The organism is Priestia sp. JV24 (assembly GCF_025910025.1).
In the GTDB taxonomy this organism is placed as follows: Bacteria; Bacillota; Bacilli; order Bacillales; family Bacillaceae_H; genus Priestia; species Priestia megaterium.
In genome coordinates, this window is the sequence record NZ_JAPCIN010000007.1 from 84830 (window position 1) to 107200 (window position 22371).

The 22371-nt window shown below is 38.7% G+C and carries 17 protein-coding genes; 13 read left to right on the plus strand and 4 right to left on the minus strand.

The window, feature by feature from the left end; translation table 11 throughout:
• Positions 1 to 53 precede the first annotated feature (53 nt).
• The 7 genes from OK414_RS01530 to essA all read left to right on the plus strand — a co-directional run bounded on the left by OK414_RS01530 (position 54) and on the right by essA (position 10918).
• The gene (locus tag OK414_RS01530; protein WP_013055104.1) at positions 54 to 446 is read left to right on the plus strand and encodes an SseB family protein; all 393 of its coding nucleotides are present in this window, start codon (positions 54 to 56) and stop codon (positions 444 to 446) included.
• A 372-nt stretch (positions 447 to 818) separates the two neighbouring features.
• On the plus strand, positions 819 to 1112 hold the full coding sequence (locus OK414_RS01535; RefSeq protein ID WP_013055105.1) for a WXG100 family type VII secretion target: 294 nt from the start codon (positions 819 to 821) through the stop codon (positions 1110 to 1112).
• A gap of 93 nt (positions 1113 to 1205) precedes the next feature.
• Positions 1206 to 1445, plus strand: a complete 240-nt coding sequence (locus tag OK414_RS01540; protein WP_013055106.1) for an EsaB/YukD family protein — start codon at positions 1206 to 1208, stop codon at positions 1443 to 1445.
• 14 nt (positions 1446 to 1459) lie between these two features.
• The gene (gene essB, locus OK414_RS01545; protein ID WP_263045956.1) at positions 1460 to 2764 is read left to right on the plus strand and encodes a type VII secretion protein EssB; all 1305 of its coding nucleotides are present in this window, start codon (positions 1460 to 1462) and stop codon (positions 2762 to 2764) included.
• 12 nt (positions 2765 to 2776) lie between these two features.
• Positions 2777 to 7255, plus strand: coding sequence for a type VII secretion protein EssC (essC, locus tag OK414_RS01550; RefSeq protein ID WP_263045957.1), 4479 nt, complete (start codon positions 2777 to 2779; stop codon positions 7253 to 7255).
• Positions 7252 to 10443, plus strand: a complete 3192-nt coding sequence (gene esaA, locus OK414_RS01555) for a type VII secretion protein EsaA (RefSeq protein WP_263045958.1) — start codon at positions 7252 to 7254, stop codon at positions 10441 to 10443. The genes essC and esaA overlap by 4 nt, the downstream gene beginning before the upstream one ends.
• The gene (gene essA / locus OK414_RS01560) at positions 10421 to 10918 is read left to right on the plus strand and encodes a type VII secretion protein EssA (protein WP_095380370.1); all 498 of its coding nucleotides are present in this window, start codon (positions 10421 to 10423) and stop codon (positions 10916 to 10918) included. The genes esaA and essA overlap by 23 nt, the downstream gene beginning before the upstream one ends.
• Before the next feature lie 50 nt (positions 10919 to 10968).
• Here essA and OK414_RS01565 read toward each other — a convergent pair whose 3' ends face one another.
• A complete protein-coding gene (locus OK414_RS01565; RefSeq protein WP_013081504.1) occupies positions 10969 to 11445 on the minus strand; it encodes a hypothetical protein in 477 nt (158 codons plus the stop codon).
• A 288-nt stretch (positions 11446 to 11733) separates the two neighbouring features.
• Here OK414_RS01565 and OK414_RS01570 point away from each other — a divergent pair, with 288 nt between their 5' ends.
• The gene (locus OK414_RS01570) at positions 11734 to 12888 is read left to right on the plus strand and encodes an endonuclease (RefSeq protein WP_263045959.1); all 1155 of its coding nucleotides are present in this window, start codon (positions 11734 to 11736) and stop codon (positions 12886 to 12888) included.
• A gap of 104 nt (positions 12889 to 12992) precedes the next feature.
• Entirely contained in the window at positions 12993 to 14630 is a 1638-nt protein-coding gene (locus OK414_RS01575) for a family 14 glycosylhydrolase (RefSeq protein ID WP_263045960.1), read from the plus strand.
• A 49-nt stretch (positions 14631 to 14679) separates the two neighbouring features.
• Here OK414_RS01575 and msrA read toward each other — a convergent pair whose 3' ends face one another.
• Positions 14680 to 15195, minus strand: a complete 516-nt coding sequence (gene msrA, locus OK414_RS01580) for a peptide-methionine (S)-S-oxide reductase MsrA (RefSeq protein WP_016762833.1) — start codon at positions 15193 to 15195, stop codon at positions 14680 to 14682.
• A 368-nt stretch (positions 15196 to 15563) separates the two neighbouring features.
• Here msrA and OK414_RS01585 point away from each other — a divergent pair, with 368 nt between their 5' ends.
• Positions 15564 to 16901, plus strand: a complete 1338-nt coding sequence (locus OK414_RS01585) for an ATP-binding protein (RefSeq protein ID WP_095380371.1) — start codon at positions 15564 to 15566, stop codon at positions 16899 to 16901.
• Positions 16902 to 17064: 163 nt separating this feature from the next.
• The gene (locus OK414_RS01590; RefSeq protein WP_128821326.1) at positions 17065 to 17961 is read left to right on the plus strand and encodes an amidase; all 897 of its coding nucleotides are present in this window, start codon (positions 17065 to 17067) and stop codon (positions 17959 to 17961) included.
• 194 nt (positions 17962 to 18155) lie between these two features.
• Here the strand turns inward: OK414_RS01590 and OK414_RS01595 are convergent, their stop codons facing one another.
• On the minus strand, positions 18156 to 19712 hold the full coding sequence (locus OK414_RS01595; protein WP_034654765.1) for an ABC-F family ATP-binding cassette domain-containing protein: 1557 nt from the start codon (positions 19710 to 19712) through the stop codon (positions 18156 to 18158).
• A 261-nt stretch (positions 19713 to 19973) separates the two neighbouring features.
• Here OK414_RS01595 and OK414_RS01600 point away from each other — a divergent pair, with 261 nt between their 5' ends.
• Positions 19974 to 20906, plus strand: coding sequence for a D-2-hydroxyacid dehydrogenase (locus OK414_RS01600; RefSeq protein ID WP_034654767.1), 933 nt, complete (start codon positions 19974 to 19976; stop codon positions 20904 to 20906).
• A gap of 99 nt (positions 20907 to 21005) precedes the next feature.
• Positions 21006 to 22091, plus strand: a complete 1086-nt coding sequence (locus OK414_RS01605) for a nitric oxide synthase oxygenase (protein WP_013081512.1) — start codon at positions 21006 to 21008, stop codon at positions 22089 to 22091.
• 48 nt (positions 22092 to 22139) lie between these two features.
• Here the strand turns inward: OK414_RS01605 and OK414_RS01610 are convergent, their stop codons facing one another.
• Positions 22140 to 22271 carry a YflJ family protein gene (locus tag OK414_RS01610; RefSeq protein ID WP_211078872.1) on the minus strand — a complete coding sequence of 44 codons (132 nt, stop codon included), beginning with the start codon at positions 22269 to 22271 and terminating at the stop codon, positions 22140 to 22142.
• Between the last annotated feature and the right edge of the window lie 100 nt (positions 22272 to 22371).

The window sequence follows — 22371 nt, forward strand, 5'->3', positions numbered from 1 at the left end:
TATGATGGCGCTGGAAGTGAAATGGTACAGTTCCTTACAGGGTTGTCTCGGCAATGAAATATACATTTAACTTATTAGAAAAATCATTAATTGAAGCAATGAAAGATAATAAGAAGATTGCTCAATTTTATAAGACTTTAATGAATAGCAATTTATGGCTAGTTGTTAGTTCAGAGCATGGAGCATCAGATATATTAATTGCAGAGCACTACGTTCAGACGATGAAAAGCGCAGCGTACCGATATTTACCTGTTTTTTCGTCAAAATATCCGATTGAACAGATGCTGAAAGATGAAAAGACCGTATGCGTATCATTTAAGGATATGCTGCCTGTATTAAATGAAGAAATAGCGATATTACTTAACCCTGACACGCCTCTCTCAAAATTATTCATCCCCGAAGAAATAAGGATGTTAAAAGAAGATCAAAATTATTTTAAGCAGTAGCCAAAAAATAAAAAGCGCATGTGCTTTTCCCAAGCATGTCTGAATCTTAAATAAATAGAAGATATATAAAGGGGCAGGGCCTTAAATAGGCTGCTGCTTTTTTATTACTAGTAAATAGTTCTATAGATAATGAACAAAAATGTAATTTAATAGACTTATAGTTTTTATTTTCCTTTAAATAGGTACCTATAGATCATATGGAAAAGATTTAAATGAGAATAAAATCTTGGTTGTTTAGGTTTTATTTGCATTTTTTAGGGGTATTTGTAGATACATATTCTCATTTTTGGAGGCTTTTGCAAGTAACCTTTGACCTTATCATTAGAGTTTCTTACAATAATAGTAAATATATAAACCGAAGGAGAGATATGTATGTCAGGAATTATTCGCGTAACACCAGCAGAGCTTCGCGACATGGCAGGTCGTTATACTAACGAAAGCGGTCAAGTTCAAGAATTAGTAAGTCGTCTTGATACAATGAAAAATCAACTTCAAGACATGTGGGAAGGTGCTTCAAGCGAAGCGTTTGCTGCTCAATACGAAGAATTAAAGCCTTCTTTCGTTGAAATGTCTAACCTACTTACAAAGATTGCTAAGCAATTAGATGACTCTGCAAACGTTCTTGAAGATACAGATAACCAAATCGCTAGCCAAATCCGCGGTTAACTTCATCTAATAATCTAAGTGAAGTAATAAAAGGAGCGCCCTATTCTCAAAAGATGAAGGCGCTTTTTCTATGTTTTGAGGTGATGAAACCCTATGTATATAGAAGTAACAGTAGACTTAAAGCACTATACAGGTGATCGGTTCGATTTGCGACTATCAAACTATCATTCACTCAAAAAAGTAGTCGAGATCGTTTGGCAAGCTAAAAAGATTACTCAATCACCAAAGGACGGTGCGTGGATACGTGTTTCAAATAAAAATCTTATTTTCTCGGGAAATGAGACGATGATTAACTGCGGAATTACCACAGGTGATTGTATCGAAATTCTCTAAAGGAGTCTATTAGAATGTCAGAGAAGAAACCGACTTACTTAGAAGAACAGCTCGAAGCTGTAATGACACGTCATAATAATGAATATACATTTGTTTTTCAAAAAGAAAAAATTCGACTTAATCGTTCTGTTGAAATTGAAATGTTAAAGGATGTAAACACGGCTTTTCAAAAAGAAATCATGATGAGCGATAATGAACTTAAAATAACAATTAAGCCTACCTCTGAATTTCAACCTTTTACAGCATTAAGAGGAAAAGAAGAACAGCAAAAGTGGCTGTTTGCAGATCAGTTTATCAAACAGGTAAAGCAGCATTCTTTTTCAAGGCTGCATTTGTTGATTTGTCCAGAAAATATCATTTTTGATAAAAGTTTAAGTCCGGCTTTTTTACATTATGGAGTCAAAGAAAGTTTACCTCCTTATGAGTCTAACGGGGAACAAAGTTTTCAAGAGTTAAAGGCTACGATAGCAGCGGCCGTTGACTCATCGCATACATTTGAACAGTATTTTAAGTTATATGAGACCTTGCAATTAAAAGAAGACGCTAAAAAAATAATGCATATCAGCAATGAGGAAGAGTTGAGTCAATTTGTTCAGCATAAGCTAACTCAAATTGAAAAGCATCAAAAGACACTGGTTCAACTTCCTCAAAAACGCTGGACCATTTTTAAGTTTTCATCTGTAGGTATACTTGTCTTATTAATTCCAGCTCTTATTTATACTTTTTACTCTTACTTTTTTGCTCAGCCGAAACAAGAAGCATTTGTAGAAAGCAACGAATACTTTCTTGAAAAAAACTACAGCAAAGTAGTCGACACACTTGAAGATTACGACATTGAAAGCATGCCTAAAATTGTGCAATACGAAATAGCAACTTCCTATCTTGTTAATGAAAAGTTAGGGGAGGAGCAAAAAGCAAATGCTTTAAAGACTATTACGCTTCAGTCAGATCCTCAGTATTTTGCCTATTGGTTTTACATTGGCCGAGGAGACAACAAAAAAGCGCTAGAAGTCAGCAGGTTGTTAGAAGAACGTTCGTTAATTATCTATGCACTAATGAAATACGAAGGTCAGCTAAAGACAGACAACGATTTAGCGGCTGATAAAAAGCAAGAGGAGCTTGATAAAGTAGCGAACGAACTTGAAGAATTTAAGAAAGAAAATGATCAGCAAGAAGCTGAAGCAGCCAAGCAGCAAGAAGAGAAACAAGCTGAGGAGGCACAGGCGGCCAAACAGCAGGAAGAAGAACAGAAAGCTGCAGAAGCCGAGAAAAAGAAACAAGAAGAGCAGAAAAAACAGCAGGAAGATCAATTGAAGTAGGGAGGTAGTTGTATGAATATGCTTTGGGTAGTTAGTGGGCAAACGTATCAGCAGCTGCCTGTAGATTTTAAAACCTTTCGCCAAGCAACGGTAGGAAACACTCAGCATCAAACTTTTACGTTTTCCTATCCGTTTGAGAAAGGACAAATGACTCTGTCATCTGAAAAGAACGGCCGGCTCTTGATTTCCTACGGAGAAAAAAGGATAGCAGAGCTATCTGTTTCTGAGTCGTTTGTATGGCGAGAACAAGGACATGCTTTAACCTTTGTCCTTACAGACACGGCTGTTAAAGAAGCTGTCTATTATATTGATTACGGATCAGAAGTCTCGTTTTCCACAAGTGATGAAACAGCTGATGTGTATCAGCAGAAAGAAAAGTGTGTAGTAGAGCCAAAAGAAGGATTTTACCTATCAAAGATAAACGGGAAGTGGAAGGTCTTTTATAACCAAGAACCGCTTTATCTTAACGGACACCGACTAGAAGAGAATACGAACCTTCAGCCCGGAGATCTTATTTTATGGTCTTCTATGACGATTCAATTGATCGAAAAAGATTTGCTGAAGATTCAAAGCTGCTATGATTATGCATCTAAGCTTCCAACTACGGCACAGCCTATTTCTGAAATGAAAAAGAAGTACCCGGTTTATAGACGGACACCGCGCATGATATATGATTTGCCTAATGATAAGGTGAGCTTGTCCTTTCCGTCTCAAGACAATGATGAAAATAACCGAAGCTTGTGGCTTACCATTTTACCGCCATTAGTCATGCTTTTAGTCATGGGTACGGTCTCGATTATTCAGCCTAGGGGAATTTTTATTATTATATCTGTCATGATGTTTACGACCACGCTGATTGTATCTACCGTTCAATACTTCAAAGATAAAAAACAGCGCAAGAAGCGGCAGGAGCGTCGTCGTCGAATTTATACCAAGTATTTAGAGAATAAGCGCGAGGAATTACAAGAACTAGTATCAGTTCAACGAGATGTATTATCTTATCATTTTCCGACGTTTGAACGAATGAAATATTTAACAGAACAGATTTCTGATCGAATTTGGGAACGAACTGTAGAAAGCAGTGATTTTTTACAGGTGCGCCTTGGAACAGGAACAGTTCCGGGAAGCTACCAAATTTCTTTGAATAGCGGAGATATGGCTAATCGAGAAATTGATGATTTGCTTGAGCAGTCTCAGCACATGGAAAAGGTCTATCGAGAAGTGAAAAATGCCCCTGTTACCGCTCATTTAGGTTTAGGCTCTATCGGTCTGGTAGGAAAGATGAAAACGGTGAAGAATGAACTGCATCAGCTTGTAGGACAGCTGGCATTTTCCCACAGTTATCATGACGTAAGATTCGTATTCATTTTTGATGAAGAAGAATATAAAGAGTGGGAATGGATGAAATGGCTTCCGCATTTTCAGCTTCCGCATTCTTTTGCGAAAGGTTTCATCTATAATGAACAAACGAGAGATCAGCTTTTATCTTCTATTTATGAAATGCTGAGAGAACGCGATTTAGATGAAGCAAAAGGAGAAGGGGTTTTCTTGCCTCACTTTGTTTTTATTATTACGAATCAGCAGTTAATTGCAGATCACGTTATCTTAGAGTATTTAGAAGGATATCACCCTCACCTTGGGTTTTCTGCGATATTTGCGGTAGAGACAAAGGAAAGCTTAACGGAGCATGTTCATACACTCGTCCGTTATATTAACGAATCCGAGGGGGATATATTAATTCAAAAGCAAAAAGCTGTGAATATTCCATTTCAGCTTGATAAACACACGCTTGATTATAATGAAAGATTTGCAAGGATGCTGCGGACATTGGATCACCAAGTTGGTATGACCAACTCAATTCCAAATAGCGTTTCATTCTTAGAATTATTTAAAGCAAGAGAAATTGGTGAGTTGGATATCGTGCAAAGGTGGCAAAGCAATGAATCAGCTAAGTCGCTAGCAGTTCCCATTGGTTTAAAAGGAAAAGAAGATATTGTTGAACTAAATCTTCATGAAAAAGCTCACGGCCCTCATGGATTACTTGCAGGTACGACGGGGTCAGGGAAAAGTGAATTCTTACAAACGTACATTCTTTCTCTAGCGGTGAATTTCCACCCCCATGAAGTCGCGTTTTTATTGATTGACTATAAGGGCGGAGGAATGGCTCAGCCGTTTAAAAATATGCCTCATCTGCTTGGAACTATTACAAACATTGAAGGAAGTAAGAATTTTAGTACAAGAGCCCTAGCTTCTATTAAAAGTGAATTAAAGCGACGCCAGCGCTTGTTTGATAGATATGAAGTCAATCACATTAATGATTATACAGATTTATATAAGCAAGGTATGGCAGAAGAACCTCTGCCTCATTTATTCTTAATCTCGGATGAATTTGCCGAGTTAAAAAGTGAAGAACCAGAGTTCATTCGGGAATTAGTCAGCGCGGCGCGCATTGGACGTAGTCTGGGCGTTCATTTAATTTTAGCGACGCAAAAGCCAGGCGGTGTTATTGACGATCAAATTTGGAGTAATGCGCGCTTTAAAGTAGCTTTAAAAGTCCAAGATGCCGCTGACAGTAAAGAAATCTTAAAAAATGCGGACGCTGCTTCTATTACGGTGACGGGTCGAGGCTATCTGCAGGTTGGAAATAATGAAGTGTATGAACTGTTTCAGTCAGCTTGGAGCGGCGCGCCGTACATGGAAGATACGTATGGGGCGGAAGATGAAGTCGCCATTGTCACAGATCTCGGGTTGATTCCTTTATCTGATGTATCTACTCAGCAGACTTCATCTAAACAAGCGGAAGCAGAAATTGATGTTGTGGTGCAAAAAATTGAAAAAACGCAGCAGGAACTAGCTATCAAAAAATTAAATAGTCCATGGCTGCCGCCTCTTAAAGAGAGATTGCTTCGCAGTGAGTACACAGAGAAGCGAGACGGCGTATTCCCAATTGGCTTGATTGATGAACCGGAAAAGCAAAGTCAAACGGTATACAACTATCAGCTGATGGACGATGGAAACATTGGTATATTTGGTTCGTCAGGATACGGTAAATCGTTTACAGTCATGATGTTGCTTCTTAATCTAGCTGAAAGAAAGAGCCCGGAGCAGCTTCATTATTACATTTTTGACTTTGGAAACGGCACGCTGCTGCCGCTTCGTCAGCTGCCTCATACGGCGGATTATTTCTTAATGGATCAAATGCGTAAAATTGAAAAATTCATGACGATTATCAAACAAGAAATCGCAAGGCGAAAGCAGTTATTTCAACAGCGGGAAGTTAGCAATATCAAAATGTATAATGCTCTAAGTTCAGAAGAGCTTCCTCTAATTTTTATCACGATTGATAATTTTGATCTTGTCAAAGAAGAAATGCAAGATCTAGAAATGCAGTTCACACAGCTCGTGCGTGACGGTCAGTCTTTAGGAATTTATATGATCTTTACCGCGACGCGCGTGAATTCTATTCGTCAGTCGCTTATGAATAACTTGAAAACGAAAGTTGTTCATTATTTAATGGATCATTCAGAAGCGTATTCTATTTTAGGACGTACGCCGTATGCGCTAGAGTCTATTCCAGGCCGGGCTATTATTAAAACGGATCAACCTTATTTTGCGCAGCTGTTTTTACCTGCGGAAGGAAAAGATGATTTTGAAATCTTTGATGCAGTTAAGCTGCATATTCAACGATTAAAGAATCAATATGCTGATGCTATTGTTCCGGAGCCTGTACCAATGCTGTCATCGAAACTTGTACTTGTCGAGTTTATGACGGACAGAAGGGTTATTAGGGAAAAAGGAGTCATTCCTCTTGGATTAGATGAAGAGTTTGTTCGACCGGTGCATATGAACTTTACGAAAAATAAGCATTGCATCGTCATGGGGCAGACGCAAAAAGGAAAGACAAATGTAGTGAAGGTCATACTGCAAACAGCGCTTGAACAAGGCGTGAAGCAAATCGGACTATTTGATTCGGTTGACCGCGGTTTATCAAGCTATGCAGCTGAAGAGCAAGTTGTGTACATGGAAACAAAAGAACAGATTATCGACTGGCTTGATTTAACTGAAGAACGATTGCAGCGACGTGAAATTAAGTATTTGGAAGCAGTGCAGGAAGGAACGGTACACAGTCTTTCATTTGCCCCGATCATGCTTGTAGTAGACGGATTTGTACGATTCCAGCAAAACTTAGATAGCGTCCTGCAGGATCGTATTACAAAATTGATGAAAAATTATAGTCACCTGGGCTTTAACTTGATTGTTGCAGGGAACAACAATGAGTTTTCAAAAGGATTTGACGCGTTAACAACAGAAGTGAAGCAAATTAGCCAAGCTGTGTTGCTGATGAAGAAAACAGAGCAAAGCTTATTTACACTTCCTTATGACCGAAAAGAAGCCGACATTAACCCTGGCTTCGGTTATTATATTAAAAGTGGAAAAGAAACAAGAATTCAAATCCCGCTATGTGTAAGTGAAAGGAAGATCTTAACATGACCGAACAGCGTAAGTATACACTTAAAGTCATATTAGCTGTTGTTTTAATTTTGGCTCTTCCTTCTTTCTTTTTCCAGTATATTGGAGACAACCCGCTGCAAGTCACAGAAAACTCAACAAGAACGATTGCAGTGGTTAACGAAGATAATGGAGTAAAAGAAAATAGTGAAAAAGCGATAGAGTTTGGAGAAAAAGTGACTCCTCTTTTACAGGAGGGGTCGGATTATCAATGGACCGTGCTTGGACGAAGCGCAGCTACAAGCGGTTTACAGAATGGAAAATATGATGCGGTTATCTATATTCCCTCGACCTTCTCACAAAATATTTTATCGTATCAGGAAAAAAAGCCAGAAAAAGCTACTTTGGAATACAAAGTTCAAAGTCAGCTTAACGCAGTTAATAAGGAAAAAGTAGTAGGGGAATTAGAAGATGCTACTACAAAGGTTAATAATGAAATGTCCTCTTTGTACTGGAGTTATGTATCACAGGAAGTGGATAAGGTACGCGGACAGTTCGATAAAATTCTAAATAAAGAAATAGCCTTTCAAAAAACAATGGTCGCTTTTTATAAACCGAATTCAAAAGATTTAGCAGGTGAATTAAATGATCAAAAGAAAATTCTTCAGCAAATCCAAGATAATGTAAATAAAGCGGAAAAAGGTTCGAGTGACAGACAAGGCGACGTAGAACAGGTTGAAAAGAATTTAAACAGCTTTATTGAATATGTAAATCAATATCAAACATATCAAGAAACACAGAAACAAATGCTTGAAAAAACGCAGGCTCAAAGCGTCACTGCGATTCAAGAAGGGCTGTCTTCCCTTGAATCTAATCAGCCAAGCTCTAAGCAAAATTTTAATGAGCAGGCCAATCAAGTGTTTAGTGGCTTATCTTCCATTCAACAGCAGTTGGATCAAAATCAAAAAGCCGTCGGAGAACTTGGAGACCAACAAGCGGATAACGTCAGTGAACAAGAAAAAGCTCTGCAAGATTTGAACGGCCAAATAGTCAGTTCATATAAACAGCAGTCTGAGCAAACAACCCTAAATCAAATTGAAAGTAAGCTAAAGCCGCTTCGTGCGCAGCTAGAGGCAGCTTCATCAAATGAGGGTGGCGGAGGCTCAACGGATCCAGGAGAAGACGGCGAAACTCAGCCAGATCCGAATCAAGGTGGAGAGACGCCAACGGACCCTGGGGAAGGTGACGGAACTCAGCCAGATCCGAATCAAGGTGGAGAGACGCCAACGGATCCTGGAGAAGATGATGGAACTCAGCCAGATTCCGGTCAAGGTGAAGGAACGTCAGAACCAATTAAAGTGGATTTATCTCAGCAAACAGCAAAGCTTGATGATATATCAAAAGGGCTTGAAGACTTAGAACAGCAGCTCCAAGGAATGGTGAACGAAACACCTGAAGCGCCTGAAGTACCTGAGACATCTGAGGGAACGGAAACGCCTGAAACGCCTGAAACGCCTGAAACACCGGACACATCCGATGCATCAGGTACATCCAATGCTGTGAAAAGTGCGCTTGAAAAAGTGGCTAATCTGAAAACACAGGTACAAGCAGTCAAAGATGAGCTGCAAAATGTAACAGTTCAGCCGGAAGCTTCAGGAGAAAATACGGATGAGCTGAAGCAGAAAATTGCCAGTTTGGAAGCAGACGTTAAGTCTTTGACAGCACAGAAAAACAAAGCAGAGAAAGACTTAGAAGAAGCGACCAAGTCGTCGAGCAGTCAAATTGCTAAGCTTCAAGAAGAAAATGAACGATTAAAAAAAGAGAATGAAAAGTTGAAAGAAGACGGCAAAAAGCCTTCTAAAGGTAGTGTGAATGTAGACAATCTCATTACGATGATTACAAACAAAGAAGATAAAATTTTATCTTCTCCAAACCTTTCAGCTTCTCGCAAGGAAAAGTTGAGCAATACATTCTCAGGTAAGATTCAAAGCAGCAGTGCAGAAGATCTGCTAAAGTACTACGGTGATTTATCGCAGTATGATTTGACTTTAGCTCAGGTAGGAAATACAGACATACAGAATAGCGTCCTTAACAATGACTCTATTAAAGGAAGTTTGCAGCAGGCGTTAGCTGGCACCGTCTCTTCTCAAGATGCACGTAAGCAAATCCAACAAAACCTGTCTCTAACAAAAGAAGAGTTAGCACAGTTCCAAAGTTCAGTGCAAGATTTTGCTGATCAATATGGACAAACAGTTGATGCTGAACAAGCATCTATTATGGAAGAGCTATCAGCTATTCAAGAAAAAGCAAATGCAATGAATCAAGAGCTTCAATCTAGCGCAGGTGAAGATCAAGCATTAGAAAAGAAAGAAGCTCCGGACGTAACGGGCTTAATGACGTTGCAGCAAAGTATGGGTCAAGAGTTGAAGGGAATGAACGAACTCATTTCATCTTTAGGTGAAAGACAAGCAAATGTTGTCACATACACAGATGAATTGCAGAAGCGTGTAAATGAAGTCCAGGATAAAGCTGACACGCTTAACAGCAAGTGGGCCCAAAACGTGGATTCAACGAAGTTGGTTCGCGGCCAGGTATACCGTTTGTTAAATAATACATTAATAGATGGACAGAATAATGATTACGTTTATCATTATTTAGCTAATCCTCTTCAAGTAAGCGGTGAAGTGCCGGCTGAAAAAGTAAAAGAGGTTCCACCAGTTGTCATTTTGGTTATTATCTTAATCAGCAGCTTACTAATTGGCTATTTCAGTCAATACTACCGACATGCACCTATGCTTGTGAAAGGTACGCTGTTTGGGTTATTGAATTTGATTGTAGGGTTAATGGTAAGTATCTTTAGCCTTAATATTTATTCGTTATCGGGAGACCGGGCAATGGAATGGTCAATCTTTACGATCGTCTTATTGCTTGCTACATCTACACTCGTACGTATTGCTTTCTTATTAGGAAGCTTCGCTGGATGGGTGACGACAGTAGGGTTGATTTTATTTTATATTACCCCGCTTCTTAACTTATCTATGCCAAACTTTAATTACGAAGATCCAGTATCTAAAGTATATATGTCAATTCAATATGATACGCAGTCTCTGTTTGGACAGGCGCTTATTGTATTACTGGGAATGACTGCCGTTTTAAGTGTTCTGCCATCTATTATTCGTGCTTTAAAGACGACTAAAGAGGTTGAAAATGATGAAACCTATAGTGCTTAATAAGAAGATTGGAAGTATTGTTCTTATTTTTTCACTTCTTTATTTCCCTATAGCAGCAGCGGCTGAAGCTGATGACGGAAACGTTGAAGAGATTAAACCAAATGTATATAAGGATGATCCGATTAACTTGGACCCCGAATCTTTGCTAGAAAATAAAAAAGAAGTAGGAAATATTCCGGAGGAAATAAAGGGTCTTACATTTGAAAAAGAGGAAGATGTAGAGAAAGAGAGCTTAAAAGAAAGTCTTTTTGCGAACGCATCAGCTGAAGATAATACGATTTCTGCGAAAGCAAAAGAATATAACTTGTTTTCTTCTAAAAACACTTCCTACAAGAAAGATCGAACAGAACAAACTGCTTCTGAAAAGTCATCAGACCTACAATGGTTTTATTTATTATTGATTGGTGTGGGGGTTGTTGTATTATTTGCGGTTTTAATACCGCGCATTAGCCCTCAGCCTTCTGTGAAAAAATGAAAAAACCTCGCTGTTAATCAACAGCGAGGTTTTTGCGTATAGACGCAAGCTTATAGGCGGCGGAAGCCTTCTTCAAACAAATAATCTTCTGCTTCTTCGTAAGATAGAAATGCTGCCTCTAAATTCAAGCCAGAATAAACATTCCACAGATCATCTTCATGAACAAGTAAAAGCGTTGCATTGTCTGGGCCGTTCCAGCGCTGTTCATTTCCATTCCCTACAATAGCTTCTTCTCTAGCTGTATCAGGAAGGGTTGACAAAGATTCAATAGAAGCTTCAATAATTGAGCGAAGCTCTTCTTCTGTATAATCACGGATATTTACAAGACCTTTGTCATTTGTTTCATATCCTTTTAAAAACCCTCCATATACAAATCCATTTCCGTTAGGATGCAGATGATGCACAACAACCGTTTTATCGTACACGCTTTCTTCATAATGAAAATTCACGCGTCCTAAAGATACATCTTTTCGATGCAGCTCTGGAAACGATGAAATAATAGCTAATTTTTCGTCAAAACTAAGCATACACAATCCTCATTTCTATTTAAATCATTTCATTTTCTGAAATGGTATAAGCTCTTTTACGATTCGGTTGATTATACCATATATAAAGAAAGACACATAATGCTTTTTCCAATGTGGACTTTTAAAAATATAACCCTTCGCATAAAGTGGCCGTCACTGTAAAGAAGAATACATCTTTTTCACTATAAAACTTAACAAAAAAGAGGCAGGGAATTCACAGTGAAAAAATAATATAAAGAGGTAGAAGAAAACTAGTTTTCAAACCTATCATATAGGAGGAATAAAAAAGTGAAATTATACGCTCTGTGTAAAAAAACATGGGCAATATCCCTGCTTGTTTTTGTTCTTTTAGTGAGCTTAACTCCTGTTAGTCAAGCAGCCGCATTTTTATCTGTTGCACAAGCTCTTGAGAATCAAAACAATAGTGTACAAACGGTCAAAGGATATGTAGTAGGTCAACCTACAGGCACATCTACAGTTATTACGAACAATTACCCAAACGATTATGCACTTGCTCTTGCTGACAGCTCAAATGAAACCAATACAGACAAGATGGTGTACGTTCAAATTCCTTCAAATTTGCGAAGTACATTTGGACTTCAAAGTCACTCGGAGTTAAGAGGGAAAAGTCTTACTGTTACGGGCACACTCACTCCTTATTTTTCACACCCAGGAATAAAATCAGTTACTTCTATCATTACAGAAACAGGAGGAACTGATCCGGCTCCAGATCCCACAGAGCCAACCGTTCCAGTAGAAGACTACTATCGTACTGCAGCTGAAAAAACAGGAAACAGCTTAAAGACAGAGCTTCATAACATTATTGATCATCACACAGAACTGTCGTATTCAGCCGTATGGGAAGCTTTAAAGAAAACGGATGAAGATCCAGCTAACGCAAATAACGTTATTTTGCTCTACACAGGGCGTTCACAGGCTAAGAGTACAAATGGAGGCGGAGTGGACGATTGGAACCGTGAGCACGTCTGGGCAAAGTCTCACGGGGATTTTGGAACAGCTATGGGACCTGGAACAGATCTTCATCACTTACGTCCAACCGATGTATCTGTAAACAGTACGAGAGGAAACTTAGATTTTGATAACGGAGGGACGGAACATAGCGAAGCACTCGGAAATTATTTTGACAGTGATTCATGGGAACCTCGAGATGAAGTAAAAGGCGACGTGGCTCGTATGTTGTTTTATATGGCCGTGCGCTATGAAGGCGATGTAAGTGATGAGCCTGACTTAGAACTTAATAACACAGTGAATAATGGCACTGCTCCTTATCACGGGAAATTATCTGTGCTTCTTCAATGGAATGCCCAAGACCCAGTAGATGATCGAGAACGACGTAGAAATGACATTATTTATTCAGACTATCAGCATAACCGCAATCCTTTTATTGACCATCCTGAATGGGTGAATGAGATTTGGAACTAATGAAGAAGGCGTCCTGGCGGGGCGTCTTTTTTTATAAAAGAAAAAGGAAAAAACTAAAATCCGCCGAATACCTATAGGTGATTTTGAAAAAATGGAGGGAAGATATGAAACAGCTATGTAAAAAAGGGTTGGCTTTCGTTTTGATGTTTATTTTTATTAACGCTTTCATTTTGAGTCCAATTAACGGAGCGGCTGCCGTAGATGGAAAATCAATGAATCCAGGTTACAAAACCTATTTAATGGCGCCTTTAAAAAAGGTAACAGACTATACAACATGGGAAGCGTTTGAGAACGATTTACGCAAAGCGAAACAAAATGGATTTTATGCAGTGACAGTAGACTTCTGGTGGGGAGATATGGAGAAAAACGGCGATCAGCAGTTCGATTTTTCCTATGCGCAGCGCTTTGCTCAAGCAGCTCGTAATGCAGGTATAAAGATCGTTCCTATTATTTCTACTCATCAGTGTGGAGGCAATGTAGGAGATGATTGTAACGTTCCGCTTCCATCTTGGGTATGGAACTTAAAAAGTGATGACAGCCTTTACTTTGAATCTGAAACAGGTACGACAAATAAAGAAACGCTAAGCCCGCTTGCAACGGACGTTATTTCTAAGCAATACGGAGAGCTCTACACTGCATTTGCGCAAGCGTTAGCACCTTATAAAGACGTGATTGCTAAAATCTATTTATCAGGAGGCCCTGCAGGTGAAATTCGTTATCCGTCTTATACAGCAGCAGACGGAACCGGCTATCCGTCTAGAGGGAAATTTCAAGTGTATACGAACTTCGCCAAAAGCAAGTTTCAATCATATGCTTTGACTAAATACGGTTCACTCGCCGGCATTAATCAAGCATGGGGAACCAATTTAACGTCTGCATCGCAAATTTTACCGCCATCAGATGGCTATCAGTTCTTAAAAGATGGTTATTCAACAGCTTATGGAAAAGATTTCTTAGCATGGTATCAAGGAGCTTTGGAAGATCATACAAAACGTATTGGACAGTTAGCTCATCAGGCTTTTGATTCCACCTTTAACGTACCAATCGGTGCAAAAGTGGCAGGAATTCATTGGCAGTATAACAATCCCACGATTCCTCATGCTGCAGAAAAACCTGCTGGATATAATGATTACAACGCGCTTTTAGATGCGTTTAAAATAGCTAAATTAGATATAACGTTTACGTGCTTAGAAATGACGGACAGCGGAAATTATCCGGAATATTCTATGCCAAAGACGCTTGTACGCCAGGTAGCAGGTATTGCGAATGCAAAAGGAGTTGTTTTAAACGGGGAAAATGCTTTAACTATAGGCAGTGAAGATCAATATAAAAAAGCAGCTGAAATGGCCTTTAACTATAATTTTGCAGGATTTACTTTGCTTCGTTTCTACGATGTTATTAACAATGATACGCTGATGGGGCAATTTAAAAATACGTTGGGCGTTACACCACTTGCGCAAACGGTTGTAGTAAAAAATGCGCCAACTGCATTAGGAGAAACGGTTTATATTGTTGGAGACAGAGCTGAGCTAGGTCAGTGGGATACGTCCATTTATCCAATTAAATTAACATATAATTCATCTACAGCTGATTGGAGAGGCACCGTCCATTTTCCTGCGAGTCAAAATGTTCAATTTAAAGCAATTGTGAAGAGAGCTGATGGATCGTTAAAAGCATGGCAGCCTTCGCAGCAATATTGGAGCGTGCCGTCAACAACAACGACTTATACAGATAATTGGTAAAACAAAGCCGCATAGCAAACGCTATGCGGCTTTGTTTTGAACACAAGAATTATTTCCAGTTCGTTTCAATAAATTCATCTCGACCAGACTTAGCGCGGTCTTCTTTATAATGCTTTGGATTTTTCTTGTGAAAATCTTGGTGATACTCTTCGGCTTCATAAAACGTAGAGGCAGGAAGAATGCTTGTTACGATTGGTTTTTTAAAACGTCCGCTTTCTGCGACCTCTAGCTTCGTCTCTTCAGCTGCTTGTTTTTGGCTGTCGTTATGGTAAAAAATTGCTGTTCGATATTGCGAGCCGCGATCTTGAAATTGACCTCCGTCATCTGTTGGATCAATTTGCGGCCAATAAAGATCTAATAAACGTTTATACGGAAACACTTCGGGGTCAAATGTGATTTGAACCACTTCGTAGTAACCGCTTGTTCCAGATTTTACTTGCTCATAAGTAGGGTTATCCACAGTTCCCCCCATATATCCTGATACAATGCCGTGAATACCTTCTAGCTCTTCAAAAGGTGTAACCATACACCAGAAACATCCACCTGCAAATGTAGCTTTTTCCATACGTAATCCCTCACTTAATCCGTTGTTATGAAGGGTATTATAACAAATTTATATTAAAACAGCTAGAAAAGGGTTTGTAGTCTGTGTAAAAGCTGTGGATAAAGGTGAATATCCACAGCTTTTACACAATAAACTCGACTGTTTTGAAGATTGAAAAATGAAGGAGAGAATAAAGAAAAAATGATAGAATAGATAAGATGTATATATCGTTTTAGAAGAAATTGCATAACAGAAGTACAATCTACGGACTGGACTTTGGGGTGCTGATGGCATCTAGATAAATAAAGTTAGTACGTTAGTAACAAGAGGTAAGAAACAGCATATTCGCGCTGTTAAATAAATATACAAAGATAATAGGAGAGTTGAATATGTTACAAGATAATCTCATCCTAGAGCACTATGGATTAAACGAATTAAATTTTGATACGATCAAAAGCTATCGGGATCGGTTTGCTGAAGTAAAACCAGCTCATCCTTGGAATGCGCTTGAAACAAAGGAGTTTTTATACAAAGTAGGAGCTTGGGGAAAGGTTAGAGATACCCATAAAGAAGGAGTCACACTCGCAGGCCTGCTTTTATTCAGTGAAGAACGGATTATCACAGAAGTTTTACCACAATACTTTTTAGAATACCGGGAAAGTAAAGGGAACGAAGAATGGACAGAGCGCTTTACCTCTCAAGACGGGACGTGGTCAGGAAATATTTTTGATTTTTATTTTCATATTCATGAAATTGTTCGTAATAGCGAACCTCAGCCGTCAATCGCTTCCTCTTTAACAGAAGTTTTGATTAATATGCTTATTCATGCAGATTATAATGGCGAGGGCGGCGTTATTTTAGAAAAGCAACCTTCTCATTACGTTTTTTCTAATCCAGGTCTTTTGTTAGTACCTACAGATTCAGTTTTTAGCAATACCGTTAGTCAGCTTCGAAATCCAAATATCGTTAAGCTATTCAGTTTACTAGGGCTATGTGAACGTTCGGGCTCTGGTTTGAAAAAAGTAAAGCAAAATTGGAGCCTGCATCATTATAAAACGCCAGCTATTGATCAAGATGTTTCTATGCATCGTACAGTGGTCACGTTATCTTTGTCCACTCAAGAAAGACAGGTAAGTTCTTCTGAAAAAGACACTTATCATACGTCTGCAACTGATTCGGGAAATAATTTTAAAGATGTCGAAAAATATCAAAATACACCTGAAAACAATGTCGAAATTGACTCCTATAATAAAAATAAGTACTCCTATAATAAAGGATTAATAGAGGAGTTTAAGTCATATAATAACGATGTTAACTCCTTTAATAAGGAAGATAACTACTATAATAATGAGAGTAACTTATATAATAACGATGTTAACTCCTACATTAATAACCACAACTCCTATAATAATGAGCAAGAAGAGGATTCTTCTAATTTGGTAAATGTAGAGAATATTGATACGAAGCTATGGGATATTGCAGCGCTGGCTCGTGAAAAAAAACGGCTTTCGCCGAATCAGATGGAACATATTATTCTTGAGTTATGTAAAGAAAAACCGCTCATGCTTAAAGAGTTTGCTTATTTACTAGAAAGAACGCCGGATGGAGTACGTAATAATTATTTAACAAAGCTATTACGAAAAGGACAATTACAGTTGAAATATCCAAATCAGCCAAACCATCCAAAACAGGCATATTTATTTAATAAGAAAGATATAGAGAAATAAATCAAGCAACCGATAGAACATATAGAGATTAAGCTGCAAAAAATTGATAAGGAGGAGTTTGTTAAAAGCTACAGATTTAAGGGGGAAATTCAGCATAAAGTTGTGCCAAGCTGTCAGACTCTCTTTATATGAGTTCTGGCTCGTATAAAGGAGGAAAAAGAGTGTGAAAAGCAAGTGCGTTCTTATTTTTCTGGTGGTTGTATGGCTGTTTAATATGGGGAAAGGAATAGGATGTGGATCAAAGGTGAATGCAGAGATAAATATACCGCTGTCGACGTGGGTGTGGGATACAAAGAAATGGATGCTGAACCAAGAAGCTATCCTCGAAAAGCTTCAAGAAAAAAAGGTGACAAACGTTTATTTACAAATTGATACTCATCTTTCACCTTCCGTATATCGGCATTTTATCCAACAAGCACAAGCCCAGGGCATAAGTGTTTACGCACTTGATGGCGCTCCTTATTGGATAGGGCCTTCTGGTATAGAAGAGCAGGAAGCATTTTTTAATTGGATAACAGCTTACCAAGCACAAGCAGACGAGCCACAGCAATTTTTAGGGGTTCATTTGGATGTAGAGCCTTATTTGTATAAAAGTTGGGAAAATAATCGAGCGAAAAGTATTCTGCAGTATCAATATGTTATTTCTCAAGCCGCTGTACAGTCTCATGAGTTACACTTGCCGCTTGCTGTAGATATACCGTTTTGGTTTGACGAAGTTCCATTCAAAAATAGCAACGGTTCCGGTTTGCTGGGGCGGTGGATTATTCAGTACGCTGATGAAGTCACAATTATGGCGTACCGAAACCACGCAGATAAAGAAAACGGTATTGCTGAAATAACAGAAAATGAACGCAAGTGGGGACGTGTACTATCTACTCCGATTGAAATAGGGGTGGAAACGATGGCTTCAGATGAAGGAGAATACATTTCTTTTTCTGCTAAAGGAGAAGAAAAGATGATGCAAGAGCTGGATATGTTGCTTACGGAGTGTCAAGCTGAAAATCCTCCAAGCAGTATAGCTGTTCATCATTTTGATAGCTGGCTACAGATGAAGCCATGACAACGAAAAGACCGCTGCATCGCTGCAGCGGCCTTTTTGGGTTTAGGGAGTATAGATACAATATAGCCATTTTCTTAAAGGACTATACATAAAAAAAGTAACCATTTAAAAAATGGCTACTCACACAAAGGGGGGGAACTTAATCTTATCATTCCCACTTTTTCTAAAAGATATGCCTCTTTTAACCCGTTTTTTTAAAATAATTTAGTCGTCCAAGATTCGCAGTTCCACACGTCTGTGACAACATCTTGATAAAATTCAGGTTCGTGGCAAATAATTAAGATACTTCCTTTGTATTCTTTTAAAGCTCGTTTTAATTCATCTTTCGCATCTACATCTAAGTGGTTTGTAGGCTCATCCAGTACAAGAATGTTGGTTTCATTGTTAATTAGCTTACATAGACGAACTTTTGCTTTTTCTCCACCGCTTAGAACTTCTACTTTACTTTCAATATGTTTTGTTGTTAAGCCGCATTTAGCTAAAGCTGCACGAATCTCGTATTGGGTAAAGTGAGAAAACTCATTCCATACTTCTTCAATACACGTATTGTAATTAGCGGTTTTGATTTCTTGTTCAAAATAGCCAATATGCTGGTAATCTCCTTTTTCTACAGAGCCTGAAATCGGTTTGATTTCTCCTAAAATACTTTTTAAAAGAGTTGTTTTCCCGATTCCATTTGCTCCTACAAGGGCAATCTTTTGACCTCGCTCCATTTTTAAATTCAGTGGCTTAGAAAGCGGCTCTTCGTATCCAATGACTAAATCAGATGTTTCAAAAATTAATTTGCTTGAAGTACGAGCACCCTTAAAGTTAAACTCTGGTTTTGGACGCTCCTGAGCTAGTTCAATTACTTCCATTTTATCGAGCTTTTTTTGACGGGACATGGCCATATTTCGTGTCGACACACGGGCTTTGTTTCTCGCTACGAAATCTTTTAAATCTGCCATTTCTTGCTGTTGTTTTTTATACGCTGCTTCAAGCTGCTGTTTTTTCATCTCATATACTTTCATAAAATCGTCGTAGTCTCCTACATAGCGATTTAACTCTTGGTTTTCCATATGATAAATTAAATTGATCACGCTATTTAAAAATGGAAGATCGTGAGAAATTAAAATAAAGGCATTTTCATATTCTTGCAAGTAGCGTCGCAGCCACTCAATATGCTGTTCATCCAAGTAGTTTGTAGGCTCATCAAGTAAAAGAATTTCTGGTTTTTCAAGCAGCAGTTTGGCTAATAATACTTTCGTACGCTGTCCGCCGCTTAAATCCTGTACATCGCGATCTAAGCCGATATCTTCTAATCCTAATCCGCGTGCAATTTCTTCGACTTTCGCATCGATAACATAAAAGTCATTGTTTGTTAAGAGGTCTTGAAGCGTACCGACTTCTTCTAATAGTTTTTCGAGTTCTTCTGGTGATACCTCCGCCATTTTCTCGTAGAGGCCATTCATTTGAGCTTCTAAATCAAATAAGTATTGAAAAGCACTTTTTAGTACATCACGAATAGAAAGGCCGCGCTCTAATGCTGTGTGCTGATCTAAATAGCCAACGCGCACTTTTTTAGACCATTCTACTTTTCCAGCATCCGGTTCTAGCTTGCCTGTAATGATGTTCATAAATGTTGATTTACCTTCGCCGTTTGCTCCAATTAAGCCGACGTGTTCACCTTTTAACAATCGAAATGATACATCGTTAAAAATCGCACGGTCACCAAAACCGTGGCTTAGATTTTTTACGTTTAATACACTCATGCTGACACACCTTTTCTTTTAAAATATCTATCGTACGTTTCGTTATAAACAAATTGATTCATAACGATTATAGCGAACTTATATACATAAATCCATATGAGTTTTCCAGCCTTGAAAGTCATATAAAATTCACTCGCGTCTTCCTTTCACTTCATTCATACTATATATATCAATGTAGAAAATCCTTCATGACGAAGGGACGGTTATATCGAATCATTCAAATAAAGTATATAAAAGAATAAAAAGGCAGGGGGAAAAGAAATGAACATTCATACGATACTAGTGGCAGGAAGAATGCATAAAGAGCTGGAGGAGATAATCAAACAAAAGCAGCTGCCTCAGACGTTTCGATTTATGGAAGAGCAAGACGTGACAATTGAAGATTTAAACTGGGCTGACGCGCTTTTATCCTTCGGTCCAACGAATTGCTTTGAAGATCATAGCTTTAAATGGATTCATTCTCTCGGCGCAGGAGTCGATCGGTTCTTAGAAAGCGGTAATTGGAAAAAGAGTGTGATGTTAACACGTACGGTTTGTTCATTCGGTCAGCGAATCAGTGAATATTGTCTTAGCTATATGCTAGCTGAACTTCAGCACCACGCACAGTTTCAGCATCAGCAAAAACAAAAGCAGTGGAAAGTGATAGAGCCTAAGCAGCTTTCTACTCAAACGGTCATAATTTACGGAACAGGTGAAATCGGCGGGCGTCTTGCAGCCGTTTTAAAATCTTTTGGTGTACGAGTAATGGGTGTATCTAAAAGTGGAAATGAAAAGCCGTCATTTGATCAAGTGGTCTCGATTTCGAAGGAAAAAGAATTGCTAAAAGAAGCCGATTGGATTATTAGTACAATGCCGCTAACACATGAAACAAAAAGCTACTTTGATCCAAAATGGATGAATGTAGTTGAAAGTGCATACTTTATAAATGTTGGACGAGGAGCAACTGTAGATGAAAATGCGTTAGTAGAGGCTATTGAGCAAAAACGTATTCGAAAAGCATACATAGACGTGTTTGAGCATGAGCCGTTAACGAAAGAATCGTCTTGGTGGGATCATTCAAACATCATCATAACACCTCATATTTCAGCGGTGACTACGCCTGAAGAAGCCGTCAGGTGCTTTGTTGAAACGCTGCAAAAAGTTGAGCAAGGCGGATTGCCTTCTAACTTGGTTAATATTGAAAGAGGCTATTAAAGCATTATGATGCGCGTTTCCGCTATGAGAATGGTATACTGAAACTTGCTTTTCTTGAACGAAAAGAATGAAATCTGTTCTTCTAGGGGGGAACAAACGTTGAAGCAAGAAGAATTATTTGAACAAGCACGTGTATTTATAGAGACGTGTTACGCTGAACTTGAAAAAAGCGAAGCGGATAAAAACAAGCGGTTAAAAGAAATCCATCAGCAAATTATGTCACTCGGACATTATGATCATACATTTGAAGAGTTAGAGCACGGAGCTCGTATGGCTTGGAGAAACAGCAATAAATGTATCGGCCGACTATTTTGGCACTCGCTCAATGTATTTGATAAGCGAGATGCGAACACAGTTGAAGAGATAAGAGACGCCCTGTTTCACCATATTGAATATGCAACAAATGACGGGAAAATCCGGCCTACTATTACGGTGTTTAAACCGAAAATGAAAGCAAAAGAGCCGGTTAGAATATGGAATCATCAGCTAATCCGCTATGCGGGGTATGAGACTGAAGACGGTACGATAGGAGATCCTGATTCTGTTGCGTTCACGGAGGTTTGCCGAAATTTGGGGTGGGAAGGTGAGAAAACTCACTTCGATGTTCTTCCTCTAGTCCTGCAAGTGAACGAAGGGTCGCCTCGATGTTTTGATATTCCAAAACATTTAGTGAAAGAAGTAGCTATTACGCATCCAGAACTTCCTGAATTTGAAGACTTACAGTTAAAATGGTACGCTGTCCCGATGATTTCAGATATGAAGCTAGAAATTGGAGGGATTGATTACGTCGCAGCACCGTTTAATGGATGGTACATGGGGACTGAGATTGGGGCGCGAAATTTAGCGGATACGTATCGTTATAACCAACTTCCCAAAATAGCTTCTATGATGGAATTGAACATGGATTACAACGCGACGCTTTGGAAGGACAAAGCTCTTGTTGAATTAAACGTTGCAGTGCTTTCTTCTTTTAAACGAGAAGGCGTTAGCATTGTAGACCATCACACCGCTGCTCAGCAATTTCACTTGTTTGAAGAAAGAGAGCAAAAAAATGGCCGCGAAGTGACTGGGAACTGGACGTGGTTGATTCCGCCGGTTTCGCCAGCTACCACGCATATTTTTCATAAGCCTTATAAAAATAAAGTATTATCACCAAATTATTTTTATCAAGACGCTGCTTATTAAATGAACAAAAAAGAGAGTACGCATTTGTACTCTCTTATTACACGTTAATTAATTTTTGTGTTTATCAAGCAAGTTAGCAAGTACATAGGTTTTGTACTTTTCTACTTTGCGGCCTTCGTGGTTGCGAACTCCTCGTTTCTTAAGTTTCTCAACATACCAACCTTTGCTTCCTACGTGCATACTCAAACACCCTTTCGTCATTTTTTAGGATGAACAGAATGAGGTTCATTGTCTGCTCGAATGGAGACATCTTGTCTTTCCAATACGTGCCTCATTGTAA

Coding starts and splice junctions, on each gene's coding strand:
- OK414_RS01575 (WP_263045960.1), top strand. CDS start 12,993: ATGAAACAGCTATGTAAAAAAGGGTTGGCTTTCGTTTTGATGTTTATT.
- msrA (WP_016762833.1), bottom strand. CDS start 15,195: ATGGAAAAAGCTACATTTGCAGGTGGATGTTTCTGGTGTATGGTTACA.
- OK414_RS01600 (WP_034654767.1), top strand. CDS start 19,974: ATGAACATTCATACGATACTAGTGGCAGGAAGAATGCATAAAGAGCTG.
- OK414_RS01585 (WP_095380371.1), top strand. CDS start 15,564: ATGTTACAAGATAATCTCATCCTAGAGCACTATGGATTAAACGAATTA.
- OK414_RS01540 (WP_013055106.1), top strand. CDS start 1,206: ATGTATATAGAAGTAACAGTAGACTTAAAGCACTATACAGGTGATCGG.
- essB (WP_263045956.1), top strand. CDS start 1,460: ATGTCAGAGAAGAAACCGACTTACTTAGAAGAACAGCTCGAAGCTGTA.
- OK414_RS01610 (WP_211078872.1), bottom strand. CDS start 22,271: ATGCACGTAGGAAGCAAAGGTTGGTATGTTGAGAAACTTAAGAAACGA.
- esaA (WP_263045958.1), top strand. CDS start 7,252: ATGACCGAACAGCGTAAGTATACACTTAAAGTCATATTAGCTGTTGTT.
- essC (WP_263045957.1), top strand. CDS start 2,777: ATGAATATGCTTTGGGTAGTTAGTGGGCAAACGTATCAGCAGCTGCCT.
- OK414_RS01565 (WP_013081504.1), bottom strand. CDS start 11,445: ATGCTTAGTTTTGACGAAAAATTAGCTATTATTTCATCGTTTCCAGAG.
- OK414_RS01530 (WP_013055104.1), top strand. CDS start 54: ATGAAATATACATTTAACTTATTAGAAAAATCATTAATTGAAGCAATG.
- OK414_RS01595 (WP_034654765.1), bottom strand. CDS start 19,712: ATGAGTGTATTAAACGTAAAAAATCTAAGCCACGGTTTTGGTGACCGT.
- essA (WP_095380370.1), top strand. CDS start 10,421: ATGATGAAACCTATAGTGCTTAATAAGAAGATTGGAAGTATTGTTCTT.
- OK414_RS01535 (WP_013055105.1), top strand. CDS start 819: ATGTCAGGAATTATTCGCGTAACACCAGCAGAGCTTCGCGACATGGCA.